Consider the following 25,173-nt stretch of genomic DNA (forward strand, 5'->3'; position numbering starts at 1 on the left):
TCAAGATGCCTAACAGTATGATGCCTAATTCTAAATTTTTTCGCTTTGTTTTTGTCTGATTGTTCTGTATATCCGGACTTTACAAAACTCTCAGACTCTCCTTCCTTGTTAACGGGTTACTTAAAACTTTATTATCCCTTTACATACGGAACCAGAGTAAACTGGAACCGGAATAATACATCATTAAATCGATACTGATCCAAGACAACCGGACCACAACTGTTAGAACCTATACCATTTAATGCATAGTCAACACAAAATACTACGCTGTCTGATTCTGTCAATTCATAATTATGCGTTTTCTTCTCAAGTTCTTCCTGTGTATAATAAGAAGCATTGAATGAAAATGCCTTTTCTGCGGATGCCACAATTCCATATCGGCTGTTGTTAAGCTCTACATATTCACAATCATAATGGCTTCCATTTTCCTGTGGACGGATATAGTCCTCATGCAAATCCCCTACATTTGCCCGGTACAGACCGTGACTCGCTGCCTGATGCTTGTCACGATAGCTCTCCTGCGGTCCCATTCCAAAGTATCTGACATCTGCAAGTTTCTTATCCAGGAACATTCTCACACCAAATCTCGGAAGATCCGGGAACTCTCCATCTTTTTTTGCCTCAATATCTGCATCAATCTTTCCTGCAGCATCTATTTTCCATGTAATCGTCACATCAAGAATCTTCTGTACCGTCTCTGCCACAACGGAAGCATGGCTTGTAATCTTCACACCATGTTTTCCCTGCACAACCTCTGTCGTATAGGCTCTTGTGTAAGCCTTATCATAGTGAGCTTTCTTCCATTCAGACTTGATGTACATATCGTTATCTGTTGGAGCTCTCCAAATGTTTAACTCCATCGGATGGTTCAGATATTCCCGTCCTGCAAATTTCATCTCCGTAAAGAGTGCAGTACGTCGATCTATGGTATAAACAAATTCACGACCTTTGATGTGAATCTGTGTATCATTTTCATTCACCTGTAATTCAGAGTTCGTTGCTGTTTTTTCTATCCATTTTTCTGCCAGCTGGCATTTTACGGCTTTCTGACTTACCTCGATTTCATCAAATCCCAGAATGTGGTCTTTCTCCAACAATGGTATTTCTTTTTTCAGCTGGTAAATGAGTTTCAAATAACATTTTCCATTCTCCGGAACCTTGATATTCAGGCTTGTTTTTCCCTCACTATGTGGTGCCACAGAAACTTCTGCAAGTTTTCCTTTACTGATCACGAGTCCCTCCTGTGTCAGTTCATAGCTGATTTTTACATAATCCTTCAGATCATCAAAATCCATATAGTTATGAAGCACCAATTCTCCGCTTTCTTTATTATAGGAAACAACCCTTGCCGGGCGATAAACATTCTTATATTCCAAAAGTCCTGTGTGTACAGTTCTGTCCGGATATACTAATCCATCCATGCAGAAATTGCCATCATGGATATCTTCGCCATGATCTCCTCCGTAAGCATAGATTGTCTTTCCATTCTCAGCAGTTCCATGAGCAATCGCATGATCACACCATTCCCAAACAAAGCCACCACACATTTTATCGTTATCCTGAATCATCTGGAAGTAATCTTCAAAATCCCCAGGTCCATTTCCCATGCTGTGGCAATACTCTACCAAAAGGAATGGCTTACTTCCGTCCTTGTCCAGATATTCCTGAATCTCGGAAAGTGCCGGGTACATACGGCTGTACACATCCAGATTGCCGTAATCATATGTCTCATCATAATTACGGTATCTTGCACTTTCATACTGTGTAATGCGATCTGGATCGAATTTCTTTGTCCATGCCAGTGCTTTTTCAAAATTGCATCCATAAGCACTCTCATTTCCCATTGACCACATAACAATGCAAAAACGGTTTTTGTCACGTTCCACCATGAGTTTTACACGATCAACGATGGCTGCTTCCCATGCAGGATCATCGGCAATCTTTTCATTCCATCTCTTGAACCGATTGTAATCTGTGTCTTCCTCTCTATAAAGCATAAACGGTCCATGTGCCTCAATGTCAGCTTCGTCAATCACCATAAATCCGTATTTATCACACATTTCATAGAAGAATGGTGCGTTCGGATAATGACTGGAACGGATTGCGTTAAAGTTATGCTGCTTCATTAGTGTAAGATCTGTTGTAATCTGTTCCACACTAATTGTAAATCCAGTAACCGGATCGGAATCATGTCGATTGACACCACGGAATTTAATCTTCTGTCCATTTAAGTAAATAACCTGATCTTTGATTTCTATCTTTCTGAGTGCGATATGATCTACAATTACTTCATTTTCTGTTTCAAGGATCAGTTTATACAGGTATGGATTTTCTGTGTTCCAAAGCTCCGGACTTGCAATCTCTAACACCGCTGTTCCTTCTTCGGCAATGCTTCCTACTGCGACAACTGCTCCATTTTTATCTTCAATCGTAATTTTTACATTTGCCGGAGAGTAGAATTTCACATTAAGTTCTACCTTTGCAAGCATATCCTCAATCTTTGTTTTTATATGATAATCGCTGATTGCCTGCTCTGGACGTTTCAAAATGTACACATCCCGGAAAATTCCACTCATACGGAATTTGTCCTGATCTTCTAAGTAAGAGCCATCACACCACTTCATTACCAGTACTGCTATGCTATTCTCTCCATCCTGAAGAAGATCGGTAATATCAAACTCACTGGTCATATGGGAAACCTGGCTGTATCCTACATAAGAACCATTGAGCCATACATAAAAGCAACTGTCTACTCCTTCAAAATTCAAGAAAGTTTTTGGTGCATTTTCATCTTTGTGATAAACAAAGGTATGTGCATATGCTCCACATGGAATATCCTGTGGTACATACGGCGGATCAAATGGGAACGGATACCGGATGTTTGTATACTGGTGTGTGTCATATTCCGCCATCTGCCATACACTCGGAACCCGAATCTCATCAAAGTTTTCTGTATTATAATCCTTCTCAAAGAAAGATTCCTGAACATCATAGATACTGTTAAAATACTGAAACTTCCAATTTCCATTCAGTAACTGCATACGATCAGATTCTTCCCTGTGCTCCACCAGATTATCCATCCTTTTGGATGCCGGAATATAATAGGCTCTGGCTGGCATTGTGTTTTCATGCAGTACGCTTAAATCCTCATAATAACGCGGTACAATCATAAATAACTCTCCTTCAATACATATACATTTTTTTATACGTTGTTCTCCCACAGCAAGTCTTGTTCTTTACTTTTTTGTTTACGTTTCTTTGTTTTGCTATACATAGCTTATCCTAATCCGCAAAATATGTCTATGAATTGGATTAGACAAAATATGCACTAAATGATACAATGGTAAAAAGTAGGAAAAGAGGTGCTGCCCTATGTATATGAATACTGGTTATCTGAACCACTCCCATATGGATTTCAAAGACAAAAGTCGCCCACTGATTGTAGGAAGCTGTGGCACTTATCGCCTTTCCAGCCATCCAAAATTACCAACCTACCGTCCAAGGGGACGCCTGGATTATCAGATCATCTATATCACCGCTGGTTGTGGGCATTTTCATTTTGACAATGTAGATAGCGAAACGATTGTTCCCGCCGGTAATATTGTACTGTACAGGCCGAAAGAACTTCAGAAATATGAATATTATGGGGAAGATAAGACAGAAGTATACTGGATTCATTTTACAGGCAGCAATGTTAAAAATATCTTGCGTCAGTATGGATTCCCGGATAAAGAACGGGTTTTCCAAGTCGGCACATCTATGGAATATGAACGGGTTTTCAAGCGTATTATCATCGAACTCCAACGCTGTCAGGATGATTATGAGGAAATGCTTGTTCTTCTGCTTCGTCATCTACTAATCACTTTCCACCGAGAACTGACACGAGAACATATCCTGAAAGACGAATACCTGGATCAGGAAATGAATACTGCAGTTACCTATTTCAGCGAAAATTATAACCAGAACATCAACATAGATGATTACGCAGCCTCACGAGGGATGAGTGTCAGCTGGTTTATCCGGAATTTCAAAAAGTTCACTGGTTCTACACCAATGCAGTTTATCGTAGGAATCCGGATTAACAATGCTCAGATGTTACTTGAAACAACAACCTATTCCATCAATGAAATATCCAAAATCGTCGGATATGATAATCAGCTGTATTTCAGTCGACTTTTCCACAAGCTGAAAGGATATTCACCGAGAGAATACCGAAAGCTAAGAAACAAATTCTGAAATCCACAAAGAGGATACCACCGAATCATCAAAAAATGATTTGTGATATCCTCTTCTCACTTTTGCTATTCTTATTTTACAAACTCAGCCGAATAATAATACATGTATTCATTATCTGTATCTATGTATTCTCCTGTAATGTCCTGTATCGGCAACGAACTCACTCCTTGTTCGCCATAGATCAGTGCTGCCAATCCTTGCTCTGTTCCGTACTCTATTGTGCTTTTGTTCTCTATCGATGTTGCAGATCTTCCATAATATTCTCTGTTTGCAACACTTTCCAAGATTGACGTTTCTGTCATATATTTTGAATATTCATCTGCCGCAATAAGCTTTGCAGTAAAATTATCAAAATCCGGAGTTATGACAATCAATCCATTTTTTGCAGATTTCACGTCTTCATAGGAAAGTTCCAAAACTCGTTTATGAGAAACTCGTTTTCCAGAATGATATTCTGACAAGTAAACGTATAATGCTTTAAATGTATCTTTTGAATTGTATCGAAACATCATAGTTCCATCAATTCCAGACAACAATTCTGCGGTTTTCATTTCTACGCTATCTGGATCTACTGCTTCTATATAATTTTGTGGTTGCTGCAATTTTTTACATACTATAATTCCAAAAGCAATAACAAATGCTCCCACTGCAATAAGAAGTGCCGCAATAATCCTCTTTAAATAACACTGCTTATAATTACTATCTTTAGTTATCTGTATTAAGGTATCTTCAGATTTTTTTTCAACATCTGGTATCTCGATATCTTCACCAGCCAAAAATTCATTAAGACTAATGCCTAATATTTCACATAGTTCTAAATATACTGATACATCTGGCAAACAAATTCCACGTTCCCACTTAGAAACTGACTTGTCACTCTTCCCCAGTTTCTCAGCGAGCTGTTTTTGAGTCATACCAAGGCTTTTTCGTTTTTCTGCAATATAGCTTCCAATTTTCACAAGATCCATAGCCATTCCCCCTTTTGGGATTATAGTATCTATTTTGCCCCCAAAAGTACACCCCTTAATGGTAGAATCATGCTGTATTCAACAGAATTTCATTGAATTACCAGAAATTGCAGGAATAGAATCTTCTGATTTTTTGAAGACGGAAAAAGCGGTCAACCATAAAGATCAACCGCTTAGAATTGTTATTTACCCAAAAACGAATATACCTCTACCAACAATCACACACTATTCTTTGCTGTTGGAATTTTTCCCGATTGTATATTTCCAAATCGTATTCATCAGTTTCTTTTCATCCAACGGCTTCGATAAGTGTTCATTCATTCCGGCTTCTTTGCTTTGTTTTTTATCATCCAGAAACGCATTTGCAGTCATTGCAAAAATAGGAATTGTTTTTGCTTCTTGCCGTTCCAGTGATCTGATTGTTTTTGTAGCAGTCAGTCCATCCATCACCGGCATCATAATATCCATGAGAATCACATCAAAGTAATGCTCATCTGATTTTGCAAAAACATCGACTGCTTCTTTTCCATCTTTTGCAGTGATGACATTGATTCCGGCATTTTCCAGAATAAACTTAGCAATCTCCATATTCAACTCATTATCTTCTACCAAAAGTGCTGTCAATCCTGAAAGATTTTTCGATAAATTTTCCTCTTCCAGCGTGTATTCTTCTTTATAGTCTGAATCAAGTTCAAATGAAATTGTAACTGTGAAGGTTGTACCAACATTCAATTCGCTTTCCACCGCAATGTTTCCACCCATCATTTCTGTGAGATGTTTGGCAATTGGCATTCCAAGTCCTGTTCCCATATAACTGGTCCTTGCACTGGAATCTTCTTGTGCAAACGGTTCAAACACATGAGAAAGAAAACTTTTACTCATACCACGTCCTGTATCTGAACATCTAAACTTATAGGTTGCCTTTCCATCTTCACATGCAACTTCCTCTGTTGAAAAAGAGATAGAACCACCTACCCGATTATACTTGATTGCGTTTCCATCAATGTTCTGCAGAATCTGTTTTAGATGAAGTGGGCTTCCAAGTAATTTGCGATGCTTGATTTTACTATGATCCACAGAAATTTTCAGTCCTCTTAAGTCCGCATTCATTCTGGCAACACCATTTACTTCCTGCAGTACGGTAATCAAGTCGAAAGGTGTATGCTCAAGCGTAGTTGTGCCGGATTCTAATTTATGAAAAGCAGGCAGAACAGCATATAAAAAACAAGACTGGGCATTTTCAGCCGCAGAAATTCAAATCCGCAATTCATAAGGTTGATTATTCACTCGGACATACGCTCTATATGGCTGGCAGAACCGGACAGTTACTGGAACGGTTCCAAAAAACACTGGAAGAGGCAAACAATGATTCTCGCCGCCATACGCCCTAATCTGTTCCTCTCTTCATGGAATCCTGATTCCCAAACTTACAACTTACAGAAATTACACTTTGTAATTTTACATATATTAAGAAAAAAATTATCCCAACGGGATGCATAGATATATCGTCATGATTATATGAAAAATACACTTTATTTTCTGTAAGTTGTAAGTACTCTATTATATCTATATATTCTATCTATATTTTATAACAATAAGCATTGATAATTGTTTATTTTCAACAATAAATCCTCCTTATTTCTCCCTTTCACCTTACAGACCCGTTTTGTAGGATTGTAAGATACTCATACTGCTATCTTCCAGAGGATATCAAAAGCCTCGTTTATCTCCTTTGTTTTCTCCAAATCCCCTCCTGAATCCGGATGATATTGTTTCATCAGTTCCTTTCTTCTTGCCCGAAGCACTTCTTTATACACCACCCCATACATACCAAATATCTTTCTTGCTCTTCTCAAATCATCCGATTCTGCCTGACCGCCATGGCATTTATTCTGATTCCAGTTCTTGCCATCTTGACACCCCTACTCCTTATACTGATTCCCTTTTTGATATTCCGTATTTTTGTTCCGTCCTGTCCCTATATGAATCCGCTCTATGATTTCCAATACAATCAGAATCGCCCTTGCCACAAGAGAGACTATACACTTAAGGATTTCCCCTAAAAGACATGACACATGATACAGAAACACGGTTCCAACCATAGTAAAGAAAATCCCCACAATATCACGATGGTTCTTATCCGACAACATGATTGTCAGATACAGAACCGGAAGCATCATGTTCATACATGGAATCAAGTCATGATTGATAAAATCCCTTATTCTTATTATTTGGTTTCTCTTCATATCCTGCACCTCCGTAACCCCTGCGCTCCTGCTTACAACAGTCCCCGAATTCTGTCTGCCGTTTCACTATCTGTATACTGATTCAGAAAAGGCTTACACCCCTGAAAATCCACGTTTCTCATATTTGTCAGTCTTCTAATCCCTCTCCAGTTCACAGGCTGACCTTCCCTGACCAACTTTTGAAACGCCCACACAACTTCCCGCGCCCAGTATTCCTTTTGTGTTTCTCCATGACGCTGGATTTCCTCCCTGCACCGGGGGAGTTTCTCAAAACGTTTATCCGGCAGGTTCATCGCCTTTGTCACAGAGGAAATCGTTATCCGTACCGGCCTCTTGATTCCGTCTCCCCACAGTTCCGCTATTGTTTTTCTCACCGCCGGGAGCAGTTCCGTATCCATCTTTTCCCATGCCAGTTCCCTTACTCCTGTCTTCCTTCTCACCCGGCTGCTTTCGTACTTATTCAATACTGCCTCCCCAACCTTCCTGACAGTCTCATAGTCCACCTGGAGTTCCTTAGACACCTGTGTAAAAATCGGTTTTCTCACATTCTCAACTGCACTCTCTGGTATTTTTGACAATTCCAACGGAGATATCCCCTCAAACATTGCCATCTGGCAGATGTCATGGAAATCCCATCTCTTGCCATACAAAATCTTTTGTATCTGCACCAATGTCATCAGGTGTTGTTCTTTGTAGAATGCCTGATAATCATGATACAATTCTTCCAAATCCAGACTTGCACCGGAATCTGACCGGTGATATTTTTCCAATTTGGAACGAAGGAACTCACCTGCCGATATAGTCCCCTGAAAATCCATCTTTTCCCGGAATACTTTCAGCATATATTTTGACAATGCAATCTCCCTTTCATCTTCACATGGGATAATATCTGCAGTCTTATCAACCAGAGATTCCGCATCTGTCAGACTTGGTGATGCCTTTCTATCCATGGACACTCTGGTTTCCACCAGTCTGCAGTGATGCTCCGGGCAGACGTCCATCCCGCGAATCTGGTGGATTCTATGCCAGTATGTTTCCCCATATTGCCTCCTGTCTTCGTGAGCGCATACAGGGCAATATCGCAGGAACCTTCCGACACCTCTCTGATTCTTCGGCATAGACAGCAGATTATTAAAATTCCCCTGCATCCTGGCCAGCGCCTCAAACGCCTTAATCTTCTTCTCCTTTGGCAGAAATCTCCCATAAGAACCAAACATCGTATGTTGCTGAATCAATGTTTCCATATCCTTCTGCCTCGTAAGCAAAGACACCGCTTCCGGCTTCATTTCATTTATAAACTCGATATCCGGTGTTGTATATTTATGTACATACAAATCTTCAATCGCATATGCCAGGGATAGATACCCGGATTTTACATAATACCGGGCCAATTGACTGTATATCAATTCTCCTGGGTATGCTTTCGGGAAAAAAGAAATCATACCGGCACCTCCTCCACCGTAAAATATCTCTGAACCAATTGCACAATATCACTGTGACTGTCTTTTGCCTCCGAAGCCAGTTCAGCGAGGCTCATTCCATCACTGCCCTTCTTTTCACAGACTGTTTCCGTTCGGTCCTCCGATAAGCATGCTTTTCCTGTATTATCTGGCAAGGATTTTCTCTTTCCCCGTCCCGAGCATTGCTTGTTCCTTCTGATAGACGGTTCCATATAATCATGCAGCATTGCCAGACGTTTTTCATAAGCCTCATGGAACGCTCCCATATCCAACACATCTTTTCCTGACAGGATAGAAATTTCCTGTGCATCATGGACAAGGGCTATCAATATGGAGATATTACCGCCGGAATGTTCATACAGCCACTCAATAACTGCATCCGTCAGTTCCATCCTCTGTCTTGTATACTGATACTCAAACAGCAAACGGCAGATACCGCAGAACTCCGCTCCAAATTCCATCTTTCCGTACTGCACTCCCAGTGACCGCCTTGCAAGTTGCATGGCCTGTTCAAAAAACGGGATACTTTCCGGTGTTCCCACCATACAAATGCTGATTCCGGAATTATTTATCAACTGTGTCAGCATCCCCACAAGTGCTTTTCCATTCCTGCTGTTTACCACATTTTGAATCTCGTCCACCACTAGCAGGCCGATATGGTTCAATGCCACCTGGCTGACACTCCCAATCAGCATATCTGTTGTCGCACGTGCCCGGACTGCGTTCATGTAGTATTTACTGTCCAGAATTTCATCTACTTTCCGGAGGATTTCCAGAAGCAATCCCTTTACAGAAGAATCAAATGGGCACTGGACGACCACACAGGGAACAATCCTGCAATAAGGTTCTTCCATTTCCAATATCTCTTTCTGTCTTATTAGAGCAATAGACCGGAACACGGCAGAACTTTTTCCAATCCCAGATGCCCCAATGATAGTAAAAGAATCCGAACCGCCAATAATTCCGCAATATTTTTCACTTCTAACCCCTTTCGCGTTTTCATTCTGCTGGCAAACGGCCTGCAAAGTCCCCTTCTTCTGCAAGGAACGCAGAAGGCCGAGATATAATTTATGATAGATTTCTACCGACATCCGGGAGGGGACATAGACATCATAAATATCTGACAATGCCATCAGACGTTCTGTACTGCTTTTCTCCCGGATATCCCGGTCATATGCAGGATATTCCTGCATCGCCTCTATCAGTGCCGTTCCGCTTTTCATCTCCGGCATAATATTCCTTAAATCATTCATTGACTGCACCGCCTTTTAGGAAATCCACATGTACTTTTCTCTGTTCCTTTTTCCTCGTCCTCCGGATATCTTTCACCTTCGTGTCCCCGGAGTGTAATACATTTCCCGCAATGCCCCGGATATGCTCTGCCAGGTCTATCTTTGCCTGCAAATTCTCCCCTGCAGCATTTTTTATCATCTCCCGGCAGTCTGCTTTCAGATTCTCCACATCCTCAAGGCTTTTCCCACGGAAACGGCTTTCTATCAGGTCGAAAACCCGATATTCCCCATTTTCCAACGCCCATATCTGACTGACATCATCCGGATTATATGCCACCATTGCATTTCCTCCATTCAAATATTTCTCTGTATATCCGTCAGCATGATAACGCATTCCATCGACTTTACCTCCTATTCTTCTGTCGCAGAAATTGTCATTTTTCCGGTAATCGCTTCCATATATTCACTCCCGGAACTGACCTTTCCCAGCTCATATAAAGCATAGGTCACCTCATTCTTTCATTTTGCTAATCATATAATCAATTTCATCAAGGGATTGCTGCTTCTCATGTATCTCATCCAGCAATTTAAATCGATACTTTCTCAGCATTTGTATTTGCCACTCTCTATCTTCACACTCTGAAATTCTTTTGAGTTCTTCCTTGCTAAATCCTGCTTTAGACAGAGTATAAAAATCCGGTCTCATCAAACAACGATACTCCTCTCAAAAAAAAGTAAGTGTAGTTAGGAAGCATTTTGCTTCTTTCCTACACTTACATTATATTCATACGGTTAAAGTATATCAAATATCTGGATTATATGTCTGACTCATGCCTAAAAAGCATTTTATAACTTCAATAAATTTTGTAGACGCAAGACTGAATGGCTGGCCTCTCTTCCATGCCAGTACACTTGTTGCCTGAAGCTCCGGATACAGTGGTCGACTGATTACTTTTGAGGCATCTAAAAAAGGAATCGATCCTTCGATAACTAACGAGTATGCCAGCCCCTGATTTACCATGACAGTGGCATTGGTACTGAAATTATTGGTAATCAGGACATTCAAATTTTTGTAATAATCCCCAAACCAACTTGCCAGCTCACTCTGTACCTGTATTCGCCTCGGAAGAATTACAGGCAATTCTGCTAAATCACTTGCGGTAATAAAGTCTTTTTCTGCAAGTGTATCATTCGGCGGCATCAGGACTACCCATCTTTCCTTCATATTCATACGTATGTATTCATATTTTTCAATATCAATCGGCTCCAAAAGCAGCCCCAGATCCAGAAGTCCTTTATCCATCTGTTCTTTCACCAAATCTGCATTTGCTGTAAAAATGTCAAAAGTAACACGGGGATATTTCTGATGAAAATTTCTGAACAACTCCGGAAGTAACTGAACAGAAGCTATTTCTCCACACCCAATGGAAATCTTGCCTTCCACCTGTTCCTCCTGTTCCACCAATTCTTTTTCCGTCTTATCAACAAGCTGTAAAATTTCTTCTGCACGACGCCGAAGCAGAATCCCCTCATTGGTTAATTTAATTTTACGGGTTCCTCTGTCAAAGAGTTTTACACCGATTTCTTCCTCCATCTGCGCAAGCTGGCGGGAAAGTGTTGGCTGTGTGATATGCAAAACCTCTGAAGCTTTTGTAATACTTTCTTCTCTGGCTACCGTCAAAAAATAACGGAGAACTCTGATTTCCATATGTGAACTCCTCCCTCCTTTAGTCATGCTTTATTACGCATATTATAATACATTTATGCCTATTGAGCAATGTTTAGTTAAAATTCAACTTAAAGTGACTTAGATTGTGTTCCTAATTGAGAAGTTTTATTTTCAAAAAATACTCAAATATATTATTTTCTTTTATAAACAATAATGTCATACTTTTTATTCTTAATTTAATAAACGGCTTATATTATAGGACAACATTTTCAGAGCAAGATTCGCCTGAGTAACTCAAAACTCACTTTCGTTCATTTTTGTCACTCGGCAATCTTGATTGGGATTTCGGTCTGCGCTCCGCCTTGATCCGTGCTAAACGGATGTCCACAGGACATCCAGCACCCCCATACCCTCGATTGACACATATTCCCATATGTGCAGGTTGGCTCCTAATAAATTAGTCGCAGCGTGACAGTTCGTGCCACGGGAAAGAAATACCATGGCAAGACCAAAGATGGAAAAAGAACTTCGGCACAATCATCAGATTAGCAGAATTTCTTGATTATCCAGAACTAAATGCATATTGTTTTGAAAATGATAGCGATGAATAATTCTTCTTATCCAATCGCTATCATCTATTTTTAACCTTATCCGATCATTCTTTAGCAATCTCAACCCCTTTCTCTTTGCTATCTTTTCCCTGCTGTTTCACAATAATCTCCTTATTGATTTTCAACCGCTCATGAATAGATTTCTTTTCCTTTTTCTCCATTGTTTTTTTGCTCTCTACAAGGGAGCCCTGTTTTAGGGCGCCCTTATCAGATACTGCTCTTTCAGCCAACTTCTTTTCTCCATCCACCGATAATTGAACTGCTCCTTCTACTCGTTCAGGTGCTTTTTCTTCCAAACTGCAGAAACTCTGCAAATACGGCAGCACATGCTCCTGCATATCCGTAAGATCCGCCATATATGCCTGAAAGGATTCTTCGCCCTTACCCTTCTGGTAATTCAGCCAGCTTTCATCATGCAGCTTCATTTCATTCTGGTTCTTCAACTGGCTCACAATACCGCCGTTTCCATCTCCGATATTGATTTTCCCTTTTAGTTCCTGCATCTGGTCACGATCCGGGTAGTAAATTGTAAAGTACATCTGTACAGTTTTCTCCGGCATTCCAGTCTTTGGATCTGCGTGTGAAGCTAGTTCTTCATCCATTTTGGCTGTTATTTCATCCAGGCTTCCTAGCTTCTGATAACCGGAAATGTTCATTTCCTTATCCTCACAGAAATTGATGCGGACAACCGGTACTGCTGTCTCCGGTATCTCAGGCTGATAGGCTTTCAGTTTCTCCAGAAGTTCTTCTGCCCGTGGAGACTCTTCGCATTCCTCATCAACAATATCTTTCAAAAATGGAATGTACTTATGGGCATAACCACATCTTAATTCCAATGCGACAGTTTCCACCATATCTTCCTCCGGGCTAAAGTTATCATGATAATCATAATGGTCAAAGTCTTCCGCTAATTGATCCAGTGCTGCAGCCAGTTCATCCGCATTCATTTTCTCCGGATAATAATGAACATCCAATTCCTTCGGAGGATAATACCGAAAATCCGGAAATGCTTCTACAATCTTTTCCAGTGCTTCATGTACCATTGGAAGTGCTGCCAGAAATGCCACATCATCCAGGCTGTCTCCCCGGATAGATTTCCTGCTGACCAGAGATACCTCCGCCTCATCATAAAAAGTATCATTCGGGTCACGGTAAATAATGCCCATGCCGTTTCCATAGTAACTTAACGTTGGGTCATCAATGATTTCCCGGTATTTTGCAAGAATCTCATCCAGATTGGTACTCTTATATAATCTTCCAAGGCTATGGTATTCATCACATTCCGCAGCATAGTATTCCAGATACGGCTCTTTCTTCGGAGGCATATTGTTCAGGACATTATCGATCATATTGTAGTTTGCCTCCTCCAGCTCTTCTACTTTCGCCAATGGCTTGTACTCCCCTCTGGCTTTCATCTGCTCCGTTTTTTCATCCAGATACCGGTCTGATTTTTCAAGAAATTCTTCCAATGTGCCAGTTTTGTCCGTTCTGATCGGGTTCATATCCACTCTCATATTTCCGACCTTATACCCTGCTTCATTCAATGCAGAAAACAAATCATCCTCACGTACAGGTCCCTCATAAGCGATTACCACATCCACATCAGAATCCTGTTTATATAGTCCATCCCTTGTACGGCTTCCGTACACACGCACAGCCTGTATTCTGGCATCCAGGTCATTTTCCATAATCTCTGCCTGTGCAATCGCCCATACGGTCTCTTCAATTTCTGACCGACTCATTCCATTTAATCCGGCTTCCGCTTCCGTATGATCCGAAATCACCGGCACCCGCTTTCCCTGACTTCTTGCTTCCTGAAGGATCTCTGCCTCTACTTCTTCCGCTTTTTCCTGCAGTTCATCATAATCTACCGGTATCCGTTCTAACTGCTCCAGTCCTTCATTCTCTAAAACATCCTGAATAGCCTGTCTCATAGAAATATCAGGATCATCTAAAATGCCTCCGTCCATGAGTTTATACTCCTTATCATAAAAGGAATAATCATATCCTTCCGTTGCCACCTGAATAGAAAAGTATTGATCCCCGATCCGGTAAGCCACTTCCTCTCGGTTCAGTTCCGGCTCCAATTGCAGGAAATCCGGCAATTCACGGAAACTGATACTGTCTACAAAATAGGCTTTTACTTTCCCGTTTTCATTGAGGACTACAATATCGCTTACCGATAAGGAATGCCCGGTATAATCCGCCGGATGGGCAATATTGAATTTCTCATACAGAGAATCTAACGTGTCGCCATAAAGCATTTTATCGGAATAGATTAACTCATAGTCCTCTTTTTTCACCTGATACCCATGCCTTTCAATGAAATTCAGATCCATAAATTCATATTCTCTGCCGGGACTGCCGTCTATGATCTGGTATATTCCATATCTGTTTTCTGTCCCCAGAAGAAGTTTCGCCTCTTTCAGTGACTTTACCTGTGGATACTCCTGCATCCGTTTTTCCAACGTCCTGATCCGTACCACATCCTCTCTCTCCATTTGATAACGCTCCGGTCCTCTTTCAATCTCCATCCGTTCCCGCACTGCAATCGGTCTTGGATAAGTGGTAATCAGAAATACTGTCTCCCCCGCATCAAACATCTTTAATGCTTCATCTCTATCAAGATCTGTCATTAGGGGCTGATATAATCCAGCTTCCTCAAAATCTATTTCGTCCTCCTGCTCCTGCATACGCTGCCATGCCTCTTTTTCAATTCCATAGAGACCTTCATGTTCCAGTATTATTTTCCTGCTGGCATAGTCCCCATGTGAGCCATTTGACTGCAGGCAGTACACCTTTTCCCCAACACGATGAAGCTCCAGTGCCATCTCCTGACGAAGAGGGAACATATCATCTGCAGTATAGCCATATTCCTTTAGCTCTGCCATACCTACGGAACGATCCGGAAAAGCATCAATTATATCTCTGGCTTCCCATAAGATTTCATCCGCCTTCTCTTCATCCGAGGAACGGACAGCGTCTGCAAGGTCTCTGACCATTTTCCTGATCTCATAATTATCCCCGGTCATAGCCGCATATTCCAGAACCTGTTCTTTCTGTTCCTCTGTAAATAAAATGTTTTCCCGCTGTTCTGCCCGTTTCATCTGTCTTTTGGCATAATCCCGGACTTCTTTTTCTGCAATTGTCATATTCCTATTCATTGCCATATTCATTTTCCTCCTACCGTCCAATTCTTCTTGCAAGGACAATCAGCCTGCCATTTGTGCTGGTATATTCACAGGTAGATAAAGAAAGCAGCTCATCATCCTCCCTGACGGTAACACACGTCGGATAAAGCTGATAAGCTGCCATTTTCTGTAAATAATCCATCTGCTGTTTTCGTGTTTCTTTGTGTAAATAATCATAATAACCACCGCTTTGTGCCACATTTGTCACATATACAGCAGCCACTTCATACTGGTATTTCTGGTTTTCCAGATATAGCGTAATCTCCTTATGCTCATGATAAAACTCTTCTTTTTTATATCCATTCAATTGCTTGAACATGCTTCCATCTTTCATTTGGTGACCATAAATAATCAAATGTTCCTGCCTGGCTTCAACATCATTCCGGCAGTCCAACATCAGTGTTCCACAGATGGCATAATTCTTTTGGAAATCGTGGTGGAGATAAAACCCATTATCTTCTCCCTGCACGACTGGATAACTGATATCGGTCCCCTCAATCTTTAGCCACCCGATGCAGTCTGAATTTTCATCCAGCAATGACTGATAATCAAAGTCATCTATCTCTGTCGTTGGATTATCCTCATTGGATTCTGATCCATCATCCTCAGTATCCTTTTCCGGAAACGCTATCTCTTCCACCTGCCGGTAATTCTGTCTGTTGTCATAAGAATCTTTCCAGTAATCCAAGAGGAATTTCCCACATATCAACGAAATTACCAGAAACACAATCAACATTACTTTTTCTGTTTTCCTCACATAGCACCTCCTTCCGGGCATGAAAAAACCGGCAGGTATTTCACTGCCGGCAAACGCCATAACTTAATATAAAGTTCCTACATATTTTCCATCTTCCAGACGCATATAGCACTCATTCATCTGTGCAGATTCCATCATCTGCAAAACGTATTCCATCCCAGTAGCAAGTTCCTTTTCTTTAAACTCATCCATCGGGATCCAGTAAACTTTTCCTTCCTCAGAGCTATGTAATATTCCTGAATATTGATCTGCTTTATACAGGAAAATCACATAATGCGTACCCGATTTATTCCAATGATATACGCCACAGAACAGGGGGTTTTCAATCGTAAGTCCCGTCTCTTCGTAAACTTCACGGATGACAGCATCTGTAAAAATCTCCCCTTTTTCCACATGTCCACCCGGAAACGTTGTTCCGGTATAACTGTCATTTACTTTGTCCAGTGCAAGTACATTTCCTTTTCCATCCTGCACCATACATAGATTCATGAAGCAGACTGTTTCCGTTTTCTTTTCCTCATGCTGGTTAAGGGACCGTCTCACACGTTTGTTAATATCAGCCCTCTTTTTCTTATAATGCTTCACAACTTCTCCATAAGGAACCCATATGTCTGCATCGGTGATCCGCTCATATACTTTTGAGATAACGTCCCCGATTTGCTTATCCCCGGGAAATGTATAATTCTTCTCATAATATGCTTTTGTCTCCAGATACATCCATTCAGCTATTCTTTCCTTTTGTTTCAATTTCAGATGAGAATACTTCTTATCCGTCTGAAGAAGTTTGCCATCAATCATTTTATGGTTCTTCCGGGACAATGGTACCATCTCCCTTCTATTCTTCCGTTTCTAACTCCAACCTCTGCAAAATATCCCTTATAATACCGGCATCTTCAATCCGGTTAATGCCAAAGCACTTCTTTCCAGCATCTTTTAGCGACGCTCCTATATGATACGCCGTTTTTCTATCAAGGATTAAAAAGCGGTCATGAAATACGTTCGTATATTTCACATCCAATGTTGGATACTGCATATTAAAATTATCAACATCCGTTTTTGACAATTTTGTTCTTTTTAACGTATATACTGTAACGTTTACATTATCTTTTTTCTTTGAAAGCAGGTTCAGCGTTCCTACATCGACATAGCCGTCAATTAAAGTAATTTCTTTTTCTGCTTTTTGAATCAGACTTACAATCAAGCTGAAAGCATCATATATTTGCCCATCAAAAAATACCTTTTGATTTGACTCCTCATGATCAGCTATGTACTCAAATATCTGCTCAAGCTTTTCATCAGTTTTTTTCTGGTATTCCAACTGTTTTAATTCAACAGTACTGATACGCTCAAAAAGCAGAGCATTATTGGCAATAAAACGCCTCATCTCTACAAAAGCATTCATGATATTAATACTGACCTGAATGGCTACGTCACTTCTGAGTACTGCAGAAAGCATAGCAATTCCCTGCTCTGTAAAGGCATATGGCAGATATCTTCTTCCGCCTTTTTTCTCATTGTCCCCGTTACTTTTCATTGAGGTCGCAATTTGCGACCTCAAACTCTCTGTTTCTTTTTCTGTCAGTTGAAACCGGAATTCTTCTGGAAACCGGGCGATATTTCTTTTTACAGCCTCATTCAACCGCTTGGTCTCCACATGATAAAGCATTGCAAGATCACTATCTATCATAACCTGTTTGTCACGGATGACATAAATTAGTTTTTCAATAGCAGGCTGTACAACTTCTACCATCTGTGCTTCCGCAGTTCCCTGGTCTATCACTTCATTTGTCATTTGATCAGCCATATAATCTCCTTACTCAACTTGAAATGCAAGTTTGGCACTTCAAGCTGATACATTCATTTTTATAAATTTTCAAAACCTGCCTTTATTTTACATTATTTTCATTCTCTTGCATACCATTATTTAGCCAATACAAATCTCGCTTGATATCCCGATTCTGTCTTCAGTATTTTCCAGTTGAGTACTCTTTTTATATGCACTGATTTTTTCATGAATAGAACGTTTTTCTTTTCCAGGCTCATCCTGCTCTGCTTCCCCTTCCATCACAGTTTCCTTTTCATCCATGTTCAGCAATGCATTCAGTTCCGACAGACGCTCCAGTTTCTGGTTCAGTTCTTCCTCTTTCGGGAACGGTTTTTTCACCTCTTCCATCGCATTTTTCATCTGTCCCTGCACTGTCTCAAGCTTACGTTCTGCTTCTGCCAGTTTTTGCGGGATTGCCTCCAATGCGTTATTGATCCTGATGATATTACCGTTTTCATCGGAACCAAGGCTGACACGATATACATTTTCATTTTTCAGGGAAAGGATAAATTCCTTGTTCCAGGAATCAAACTTTAAGCGGATGGAAAATCCTTGATACTGTCCGACATTAATCATGGCATCCGCCTGTTTCATGGACTGGCAGACAGCAAGGAGGGCTGCTCCTGCTTCCTTTTTTTCATAAAAAGCAGTGCCGCCGACTTCCATCACAAATCTCTCCGGATCCGTGATCTTATTTGCCTGATACTGTTCCAGATCTGATTTGTATCCTTCGATATTTTCCTTAAGGACTGCTATCTGCTGCGGGAAATTCTTTGAAATATCATCTTCCAGCCGGTAATGATTGCTCACAAAATTCGCTTTCAGCAGCTTCAGCTTCGATACTTCCACATCCAGTGCCATTTTTTCCTTGATCGCCGGATTCCCCGTTGCCAGGGCTTTTACCTCCGCATAGGACAACGCCGTATCGTCCACATCCTCGCAGCTTCGCACCGGGGATTTGCTGGTCATGATCTGGGAAATGAATTTCTGCTTGCTTTCAATCAGCTGCCACATGTAACTGTCGAAGGTTCCTTCCGTCACATAGCGATAGATATGCACTTTCTTGTTCATATTACCCTGACGGATGATACGCCCTTCCCTTTGTTCCAGGTCAGTCGGTCATTTTTTGCGGACAGTTCAATACATGCCCTTCGGTTCCTCTCCCTACTCCTGCGTTTGCTCTCGTTTGATTTCTCCCTCTGTATCCTCTTAGCACAAGCGGGACAATACTTTGATATTCCAGAGCTGGGGACGTATTCAACACCGCACACCGTACAATTTTTAGGCTTTAACGCCGTCCACCGCTTTGTGGGTGTGATATGTAATTCACCGACAAAGCCGATGAATTTATAGTAAATCTTGATTTCCTGCCTTACTGTCCCGTCCGCAAGTTTCTCACGTTCCGAAACAAGTATCTTGTCTATGAGTGCGTTTATGATGGTTGCGTCCAACTCTTTCAGCCCCTGATAGTTGCGGATTAGGGATAGAAAGTCCCTCACGCCCTGCGATTTCTCATAGCTGTCATTGAGCGTTTCCGTTACCTCTTTCAGCCGTGCTTCAATTTCAAGCTGCTCTTTCTGGTATTTCCCCGACATCATCTCAAAATTCCGCTCCGTGATACGCTCCATTACCTTGTCCTCATAGAGAGAGGAAAACAGCCTGTCAAGCTCCGCAAGGCGTTTGTTCAGCTTCTTCTTTTCTTTCTCTAATGATTTCGCCCTGCTCTGGTCTGTTTCCGTGAGCCGCCTTTCTATGGCTCTGACCGCCTTTTCATCATTGACCGCCATATCCGCAAAGCGGTTGATGTCGGCAAGGACGGCATTGAATAAGTCCCTCGCTTCAATGCTGTGTGCGGTACACATAACATTGCCATATCTGCCATAATTATTGCAGGTGTATTGTACGCAGTCGATGATGTCGGGGCGTTTCCTCCTGTTGGCACTCGCCGCCCGCATCGCATAGCCGCAGTCCGCACACTTGATAACGCCCGAAAAGATATTCTCAAATCCCCCTGCGTTCTGCTCCCGCCTGCGGCTCGTCATAAGCTGCTGTACGGTGTCAAATTCCTCCTGCGTGACTATCCCCTCATGGGTGTCTGGTATCACTTCCCATTCTTCGGGCAGCTTAGAGGGGCGTTTCTTGCTTTTCATGTTGGCTGCAATCCGCTTGTAGCCTGCAAGGTTGCCCGCATATATCGGGCTTCTTAAAATGCCCCTCACGCTGTTCTCGCTCCAAATATAACGGTTTTCCTCGTTATCCTCAAAGTACCGCTCATAGCCTGTTGCCCCTTGCTCCACCGCATAAGCGGCAGGGCGTAGGATATGCTGTTTGTTGATGTGCTTGCGGATTTTGGCGATGCCGTTGCCCGCTAACGCAAGGTCGAATATCTCCCTTACCACATGGGCAACTTTGTCATCTATCAGCAGATGGTTGTGGTCGGCAGGGTCTTTGACATAGCCATAAGGGGCTGTTGTTCCCATGAATTTCCCCTGCTGAAACCTCGCACGGTACGCCGATTTTATCTTGACTGACACATCGGCAGAATACATTTCGTTTAGGATGTTGCGGAAAGGCGTGATGTCCATAGCGGATTTGTTTAAGGTGTCCACGCCGTCATTGACCGCTATATACCTCACGTTATGCTCTGGGAAAAAGACTTCCAGATATAACCCACAATCAAGATAGTTCCTCCCCAGACGGGATAAATCTTTTGTAATCACGCAGTTTATCAGCCCGTTTTCAATGTCCTTAATCATATTCTGGAAACTTGGTCTTTGGAAATTTGTTCCAGAGTAGCCATCGTCAACATACGTTTTTGCTAAATGCCATCCCTGCCTTTTCACATAATCCGTGAGGATGGATTTTTGTGTCGCAATGCTCGCACTCTCGTTATCCGTGCCATCGTCCTTTGATAAGCGGCAGTAAATGCCGACTTCATAAATCTTGTTCTCCGTTCTTATTCCTGCCATACTGTAAAACCTCCATATCTGTCCTAACGTTTTCATGTTCCATTGCGTACATTCTAAGCGGACAGCCCCTCATTGTCGAAGGTGTCGCCCTCGGCAATCTTCTTCCGAATATCCTCGGAGATAATCGGGACAAACGCTTCTGCAACGGTCTGTGTGCCGATATATTCTCGACTGATAATCATTTGTACTTGCCCTTTTGGCACAATACGCTTTCTTCTTCCAGTTGTTTTCCTATCCTCGCCCATACTTAAATCTTCCTTTCCAGACAGGGCAGGAGAACGTCTGGAAACGCCCCGCCCTGTCAATCAGATACCATCAATCCCCGCTGTTTACTTCTTTCTGTAATGCTTCAAGGAGTGCCGCTGCTTCATCAGCGTTCAACGTGATACCCTTTCCGCACTTCTCACGGTTCGGGGAAAAGCTGCGGATGTCATATTTCGGCTCTCTCCCGTTCCATGAAATAAGATTGATTTCCTTTGTGTAGCCGCTGTCACTCGCAGACAATACGGCGATTTCCTTTACAATCTCATACTGGATTTCTTTCATTCCTTACCTCATTCTCCTTAAAATTCTGTCTTTCTTCTGTTCCAAATTCCTGCATTTACTTCCCGAAAAAAGAAGGTTAGCGGCTGTCCCTGCTCCGTTTTCTCTGCAACTCACGTTCCAGAAGTCGGATGATGGTTTCCTCCATCTGCTTCGGCGTTGTGTCCTTCGGAAAGTATTTTTTCAGTTTGCTTGTGTTGATTTTCAAGGTTTCTTTCTGGTTTCCCTTTTCCTCCGTCATAATGGAAAATATCATATCCATGTCAAGCTGCCCGCTCTGGCTCATGCTTTTCATCCGCTGTGCCTGTGAGAGTGAGGGCGTTGCTTCTTCGCTCTCCATCGTGGCAAAGAGATTTTCCTGCTCGTCTTTCTTCAAAAAGGACAGTTCCACCGCAGGTGTGAGGGCGATTTTCCCCTCGTCCACCATCTGCAAAATCGGCGGTATCAGTTCCGTCAGGCGGATAAAACGCTGGACGGTCATCCTGCCCACGCCGAAGCCCTGTGCCACTTTGTCGTCCGTCCGCAACTTCGTCACAACTTGTGACGAGGTTAAGTCTGTGCGGAAACCCTGCCGCTTCATGGCTTCGGATTTCATCCTGTAGGCAAACGCCCGCTCCGATGGCAGGATATTTTCACGCTGTAAATTACTGTCTACAAGGGTGATGATGGCTCGGTCACGGTCTAAGGGCAGGACAAATGCAGGCACGGTATTTATACCTGCAAGTTCGGACGCACGGACACGCCGCTGCCCCGCAATCACTTCATAACCGTTCCCGTCCTCTTTCGGGCGTGTGATTATCGGCGTGACAATGCCAAATTCCTTGATGCTTTCCGCTAACTCTGACAGCGTTTCATCCTCCACAACATGAAACGGATTGTCGGGAAACGGGTATAAATCTTTGGTCTTTAACACCTTAAAATCCTGTTTCTTCATTCACTTTTTACCTTTCTCTTGATTTGTTTCTGCCTGTTCTCTGTAATTCTTCCAACACTTCTGGCGGTATCTTTGAGAGCAGCCGCCCCATCTGCTCGTTGGTTCTCTGCAATTCAAATATCCTCTGGTTGGCTTTCTGCACCTTTAATTCCTGCTCGTACTTTTCATCACGCATACGCCCTGCATAGTCGGCTTCCTGCCCGATTTGCTCCTTTAAGCTGTCGATATACGCCTGCTGTCTGCCGATTTCCTTAGAGAATTTCTCCACTTCGGGCAGCCATGCGGCAACCAGTTCCAGAGCCTTGTCACGCTTTTTCCCTGCGTTAAAGGCGTTGATGTCGGACAGGGCAGACACGATTTCCCCATACTGCTTATCAAGCCTGCCGCCCAACTTATAGAGCCATGTGGGGACGTGTTTCCGCTTGGTTTCCATCGAAGATTGACCTCTCTCAAGCTGATTCCAACGTGAGGACATCCGCTCATGGTAGGCGGTCTGCCACTCCGACAGGCTCTTTTGATTGCCTAAAATTGTTTTGGCGGACAGCTTATTGTCTGGTGTAATCGGCACAAAGCAGAGGTGCATATGGGGCGTTCTCTCGTCCATGTGGACGACTGCGGAGAGGATATTCTGCTCCCCGACACGCTCCGAAATGAAATCCAGAGCCATCGTAAAATACGCTTTCTGTTCTTCGGGCGGTAACTGGTTCATAAATTCTGGTGAAGCCGTGATGAGCGTTTCCACCATCATCACGCTGTCTTTCCTTGTCCTGCACCCTGCTTCGGCTACCTTTCGGTTAATCTCTTTCTTATAGGTGTACTTTGGCGGTGCGACAAGATGATAGTTATTTTTAGAGCGTTCCATGTCGATATCTGGGTTGCTTTTGTAGGCTTCTTTCTTCCGCTCGTTGTGGCGTTCGCAAGCCGCAACGCCGCCCGCTTTGCGTTTCTGGAAACGCAGGATTGCATAGGGCATAATCCATCATCTTCCTTTCTTCGGCGGGTAACTGCCCTTTGGGTGACAGCGGTGACGGTGGTGACGGCAGTTTTGGGATGCCCCCTGCCGATTGCCGTAACTGTCACCCTTATCCCCTGCATGACGGTCATGACGATGGTGACGGTGTTTTTGGGATACTCCCTCGCAAGAGCTGTAACCGTCATGCCGCCGTTCTTTTATCCGAAGCCGCAAGGCGTAGGATAGCAGGGCGTAAGACCTGCCATAAGGGAGTCCAGAGGGAACGTCTGGCACACGGCTCTTTGCAGGGCAAAGTGTAGTGTGTTACACCCTGTAAACGCAGTCGGAAAAATCGGAGAGATTTTTCTGACCGCAGGGGTGATTTTACACGCCCGAAAAGGGCGGGTGAATCCCACGCCTGCATTTTGCGTTTGCGGGGTGTTCTCCCGTAGGGATGACAGCGGCAGGGTATCCTAAAATCACTGTCACTGCCGTCACCGCTGTCACCCGCAGGGCAGAGCCGCCAACTTTACATGGCTTTAAGCGTCAATGACAGTAACAGGGGGTATCCCAATATCGCTGTCACCGCCGTCACCGCTGTCACCCGCCCTCCTTGCAAGGGCAATCTGCCTGCCGTCTTTCCTGCGGCTGTACTGGTAGCAGATACGGTTCTCGCTTAAAAATGTGGTGTGATATTCATTCAGCCATTTCGTAATCACCGTGGGTATGGTTTCCGTTTCCCCCATAGCGGCTAACAGCTCCGTTGCCGTGCCTGCCCATTCTTCCTTATCCCTCATAAAATCCACCAACCGAAAAAGGACATCTGGTATCGTTTCTTTCGCAAGCTGCTCCTGCGTTTTCCTCTCCACAAGTTCCCAACTGCAATCACGGAAACGGAGCGTGTATTCCTGATAGGGCGTGTCCCTGCCCGTTACATACAGCTTGGCGGTGTCAGATGCCCGTTTCTCCTTTTCCAGAACAAAGGTAGCGTCCGCACTCCCCGTTAAGCCTGTCGTCCCAGACACCTTGTTGAACACATCGCTGTCATTCTGCTTTCGGATGTGGTGTACGACAATGACCGCCAGAGAGTGCCTGTCGGCAAAATCTTTGATTAGGGAGATGTCCCCATAGTCGCTTGCATAGGCGTTGTCTTTTGAAGCTGTACGGACTTTCTGCAAGGTATCAATGACAATGAGCCTGCTGTCTGGATAGTCTTTCAGATAATCCTCAAGCTGCACGATAAGACCGTCTGACAGCTTGCAGCTTGCCACGGCAAAATGAAGCCGCCCGCTCGCTTCGTCCGTCAAACGGAACAGCCTGTCCTGTATGCGGCAGAACGTGTCCTCAAGGCAGAGGTAAAGCACATCGCCCTCCATTGTCGTCATGTCCCATAAGGGGATTCCCTGCGACACGCATAAGCACAGCTTCAGCATGAGCCAGCTCTTGCCTATCTTCTGTGAGCCGCAGAACAGCGACAAGCCTGTGGGGATAAGGCTGTCCACCACAAAGGACGGCTTCTCAAGCGGCTCATAAAGGAGCGTTTCGGCGTTGACTGTCTGTAACTTCTGCATGGGTTTCCT

Annotated in this window: 21 protein-coding genes and 1 pseudogene; 1 reads left to right on the forward strand and 21 read right to left on the reverse strand. The window is 43.0% G+C overall.

Annotated features, from left to right (window positions below; all coding sequences use genetic code 11):
* Positions 1-131: 131 nt before the first annotated feature.
* The gene (locus tag ACTQWB_RS12105) at positions 132-3,170 is read right to left on the reverse strand and encodes a glycoside hydrolase family 2 TIM barrel-domain containing protein (protein ID WP_441501902.1); all 3,039 of its coding nucleotides are present in this window, start codon (positions 3,168-3,170) and stop codon (positions 132-134) included.
* A gap of 202 nt (positions 3,171-3,372) precedes the next feature.
* Between ACTQWB_RS12105 and ACTQWB_RS12110 the strand changes: the two genes are divergently transcribed.
* A complete protein-coding gene (locus tag ACTQWB_RS12110) occupies positions 3,373-4,236 on the forward strand; it encodes a helix-turn-helix domain-containing protein (RefSeq protein ID WP_441501903.1) in 864 nt (287 codons plus the stop codon).
* Between the two features lie 71 nt (positions 4,237-4,307).
* Here the strand turns inward: ACTQWB_RS12110 and ACTQWB_RS12115 are convergent, their stop codons facing one another.
* The 20 genes and pseudogenes from ACTQWB_RS12115 to ACTQWB_RS12210 form a co-directional block, all read right to left on the reverse strand.
* A complete protein-coding gene (locus ACTQWB_RS12115; RefSeq protein WP_441501904.1) occupies positions 4,308-5,204 on the reverse strand; it encodes a helix-turn-helix domain-containing protein in 897 nt (298 codons plus the stop codon).
* Between the two features lie 225 nt (positions 5,205-5,429).
* Positions 5,430-6,353, reverse strand: coding sequence for a response regulator (locus ACTQWB_RS12120; RefSeq protein ID WP_441501905.1), 924 nt, complete (start codon positions 6,351-6,353; stop codon positions 5,430-5,432).
* 536 nt (positions 6,354-6,889) lie between these two features.
* Positions 6,890-7,060: a hypothetical protein gene (locus ACTQWB_RS12125; protein ID WP_441501906.1), complete on the reverse strand. Its 171-nt coding sequence runs from the start codon at positions 7,058-7,060 to the stop codon at positions 6,890-6,892.
* Positions 7,061-7,126: 66 nt separating this feature from the next.
* A complete protein-coding gene (locus ACTQWB_RS12130) occupies positions 7,127-7,450 on the reverse strand; it encodes a hypothetical protein (protein ID WP_441501907.1) in 324 nt (107 codons plus the stop codon).
* 32 nt (positions 7,451-7,482) lie between these two features.
* Positions 7,483-8,892 (reverse strand): TniQ family protein, encoded by a 1,410-nt coding sequence (locus ACTQWB_RS12135; RefSeq protein ID WP_441501908.1) that lies wholly within the window; start codon positions 8,890-8,892, stop codon positions 7,483-7,485.
* The gene (locus ACTQWB_RS12140) at positions 8,889-10,163 is read right to left on the reverse strand and encodes a TniB family NTP-binding protein (RefSeq protein WP_441501909.1); all 1,275 of its coding nucleotides are present in this window, start codon (positions 10,161-10,163) and stop codon (positions 8,889-8,891) included. The genes ACTQWB_RS12135 and ACTQWB_RS12140 overlap by 4 nt, the downstream gene beginning before the upstream one ends.
* Positions 10,156-10,536 carry a hypothetical protein gene (locus ACTQWB_RS12145; protein WP_441501910.1) on the reverse strand — a complete coding sequence of 127 codons (381 nt, stop codon included), beginning with the start codon at positions 10,534-10,536 and terminating at the stop codon, positions 10,156-10,158. The genes ACTQWB_RS12140 and ACTQWB_RS12145 overlap by 8 nt, the downstream gene beginning before the upstream one ends.
* 117 nt (positions 10,537-10,653) lie before the next feature.
* Positions 10,654-10,848, reverse strand: a complete 195-nt coding sequence (locus ACTQWB_RS12150; RefSeq protein WP_441501965.1) for a hypothetical protein — start codon at positions 10,846-10,848, stop codon at positions 10,654-10,656.
* A 96-nt stretch (positions 10,849-10,944) separates the two neighbouring features.
* Positions 10,945-11,850 (reverse strand): LysR family transcriptional regulator, encoded by a 906-nt coding sequence (locus tag ACTQWB_RS12155; RefSeq protein WP_441501911.1) that lies wholly within the window; start codon positions 11,848-11,850, stop codon positions 10,945-10,947.
* A 616-nt stretch (positions 11,851-12,466) separates the two neighbouring features.
* The gene (locus ACTQWB_RS12160; protein ID WP_441501912.1) at positions 12,467-15,592 is read right to left on the reverse strand and encodes a YodL domain-containing protein; all 3,126 of its coding nucleotides are present in this window, start codon (positions 15,590-15,592) and stop codon (positions 12,467-12,469) included.
* Between the two features lie 13 nt (positions 15,593-15,605).
* Positions 15,606-16,370, reverse strand: coding sequence for a class B sortase (gene srtB, locus ACTQWB_RS12165; protein WP_441501913.1), 765 nt, complete (start codon positions 16,368-16,370; stop codon positions 15,606-15,608).
* A 63-nt stretch (positions 16,371-16,433) separates the two neighbouring features.
* Positions 16,434-17,168 carry an 8-oxo-dGTP diphosphatase gene (locus ACTQWB_RS12170; protein ID WP_441501914.1) on the reverse strand — a complete coding sequence of 245 codons (735 nt, stop codon included), beginning with the start codon at positions 17,166-17,168 and terminating at the stop codon, positions 16,434-16,436.
* Between the two features lie 37 nt (positions 17,169-17,205).
* On the reverse strand, positions 17,206-18,120 hold the full coding sequence (locus ACTQWB_RS12175) for an ORF6N domain-containing protein (protein ID WP_441501915.1): 915 nt from the start codon (positions 18,118-18,120) through the stop codon (positions 17,206-17,208).
* A gap of 174 nt (positions 18,121-18,294) precedes the next feature.
* Positions 18,295-19,314: pseudogene (locus tag ACTQWB_RS12180) on the reverse strand (helicase); the annotation flags it as partial.
* A complete protein-coding gene (locus tag ACTQWB_RS12185) occupies positions 19,263-21,164 on the reverse strand; it encodes a recombinase family protein (RefSeq protein ID WP_441501917.1) in 1,902 nt (633 codons plus the stop codon). The pseudogene ACTQWB_RS12180 and the gene ACTQWB_RS12185, both read right to left, overlap by 52 nt.
* Positions 21,165-21,217: 53 nt before the next feature.
* The gene (locus ACTQWB_RS12190) at positions 21,218-21,409 is read right to left on the reverse strand and encodes a hypothetical protein (RefSeq protein WP_000503424.1); all 192 of its coding nucleotides are present in this window, start codon (positions 21,407-21,409) and stop codon (positions 21,218-21,220) included.
* 70 nt (positions 21,410-21,479) lie between these two features.
* On the reverse strand, positions 21,480-21,710 hold the full coding sequence (locus tag ACTQWB_RS12195) for a YdbC family protein (RefSeq protein ID WP_000659121.1): 231 nt from the start codon (positions 21,708-21,710) through the stop codon (positions 21,480-21,482).
* Between the two features lie 76 nt (positions 21,711-21,786).
* On the reverse strand, positions 21,787-22,641 hold the full coding sequence (locus ACTQWB_RS12200) for a ParB/RepB/Spo0J family partition protein (protein ID WP_000743701.1): 855 nt from the start codon (positions 22,639-22,641) through the stop codon (positions 21,787-21,789).
* Between the two features lie 7 nt (positions 22,642-22,648).
* Complete coding sequence (mobV, locus tag ACTQWB_RS12205; protein ID WP_001145977.1) at positions 22,649-23,614, reverse strand: MobV family relaxase; 966 nt, start codon at positions 23,612-23,614, stop codon at positions 22,649-22,651.
* A 518-nt stretch (positions 23,615-24,132) separates the two neighbouring features.
* Positions 24,133-25,164 (reverse strand): AAA family ATPase, encoded by a 1,032-nt coding sequence (locus ACTQWB_RS12210; RefSeq protein WP_001170965.1) that lies wholly within the window; start codon positions 25,162-25,164, stop codon positions 24,133-24,135.
* Between the last annotated feature and the right edge of the window lie 9 nt (positions 25,165-25,173).

This window comes from Blautia sp. HCP3S3_H10_2 (genome assembly GCF_052122375.1).
Classification (GTDB): Bacteria; Bacillota; Clostridia; order Lachnospirales; family Lachnospiraceae; genus Blautia_A.

What these genes read in the sequence shown, in the direction of transcription:
- ACTQWB_RS12145 (WP_441501910.1), bottom strand. Translation starts at nt 10,536, where the DNA reads ATGCGTTATCATGCTGACGGATATACAGAGAAATATTTGAATGGAGGA.
- ACTQWB_RS12175 (WP_441501915.1), bottom strand. Translation starts at nt 18,120, where the DNA reads ATGGTAGAAGTTGTACAGCCTGCTATTGAAAAACTAATTTATGTCATC.
- ACTQWB_RS12195 (WP_000659121.1), bottom strand. Translation starts at nt 21,710, where the DNA reads ATGAAAGAAATCCAGTATGAGATTGTAAAGGAAATCGCCGTATTGTCT.
- ACTQWB_RS12210 (WP_001170965.1), bottom strand. Translation starts at nt 25,164, where the DNA reads ATGCAGAAGTTACAGACAGTCAACGCCGAAACGCTCCTTTATGAGCCG.
- ACTQWB_RS12170 (WP_441501914.1), bottom strand. Translation starts at nt 17,168, where the DNA reads ATGATTGATGGCAAACTTCTTCAGACGGATAAGAAGTATTCTCATCTG.
- mobV (WP_001145977.1), bottom strand. Translation starts at nt 23,614, where the DNA reads ATGCCCTATGCAATCCTGCGTTTCCAGAAACGCAAAGCGGGCGGCGTT.
- ACTQWB_RS12155 (WP_441501911.1), bottom strand. Translation starts at nt 11,850, where the DNA reads ATGGAAATCAGAGTTCTCCGTTATTTTTTGACGGTAGCCAGAGAAGAA.
- ACTQWB_RS12160 (WP_441501912.1), bottom strand. Translation starts at nt 15,592, where the DNA reads ATGGCAATGAATAGGAATATGACAATTGCAGAAAAAGAAGTCCGGGAT.
- ACTQWB_RS12130 (WP_441501907.1), bottom strand. Translation starts at nt 7,450, where the DNA reads ATGAAGAGAAACCAAATAATAAGAATAAGGGATTTTATCAATCATGAC.
- ACTQWB_RS12140 (WP_441501909.1), bottom strand. Translation starts at nt 10,163, where the DNA reads ATGAATGATTTAAGGAATATTATGCCGGAGATGAAAAGCGGAACGGCA.
- ACTQWB_RS12135 (WP_441501908.1), bottom strand. Translation starts at nt 8,892, where the DNA reads ATGATTTCTTTTTTCCCGAAAGCATACCCAGGAGAATTGATATACAGT.
- ACTQWB_RS12110 (WP_441501903.1), top strand. Translation starts at nt 3,373, where the DNA reads ATGTATATGAATACTGGTTATCTGAACCACTCCCATATGGATTTCAAA.
- ACTQWB_RS12150 (WP_441501965.1), bottom strand. Translation starts at nt 10,848, where the DNA reads ATGAGACCGGATTTTTATACTCTGTCTAAAGCAGGATTTAGCAAGGAA.
- ACTQWB_RS12185 (WP_441501917.1), bottom strand. Translation starts at nt 21,164, where the DNA reads ATGGCAGGAATAAGAACGGAGAACAAGATTTATGAAGTCGGCATTTAC.
- ACTQWB_RS12190 (WP_000503424.1), bottom strand. Translation starts at nt 21,409, where the DNA reads ATGGGCGAGGATAGGAAAACAACTGGAAGAAGAAAGCGTATTGTGCCA.
- ACTQWB_RS12200 (WP_000743701.1), bottom strand. Translation starts at nt 22,641, where the DNA reads ATGAAGAAACAGGATTTTAAGGTGTTAAAGACCAAAGATTTATACCCG.
- ACTQWB_RS12115 (WP_441501904.1), bottom strand. Translation starts at nt 5,204, where the DNA reads ATGGATCTTGTGAAAATTGGAAGCTATATTGCAGAAAAACGAAAAAGC.
- ACTQWB_RS12105 (WP_441501902.1), bottom strand. Translation starts at nt 3,170, where the DNA reads ATGATTGTACCGCGTTATTATGAGGATTTAAGCGTACTGCATGAAAAC.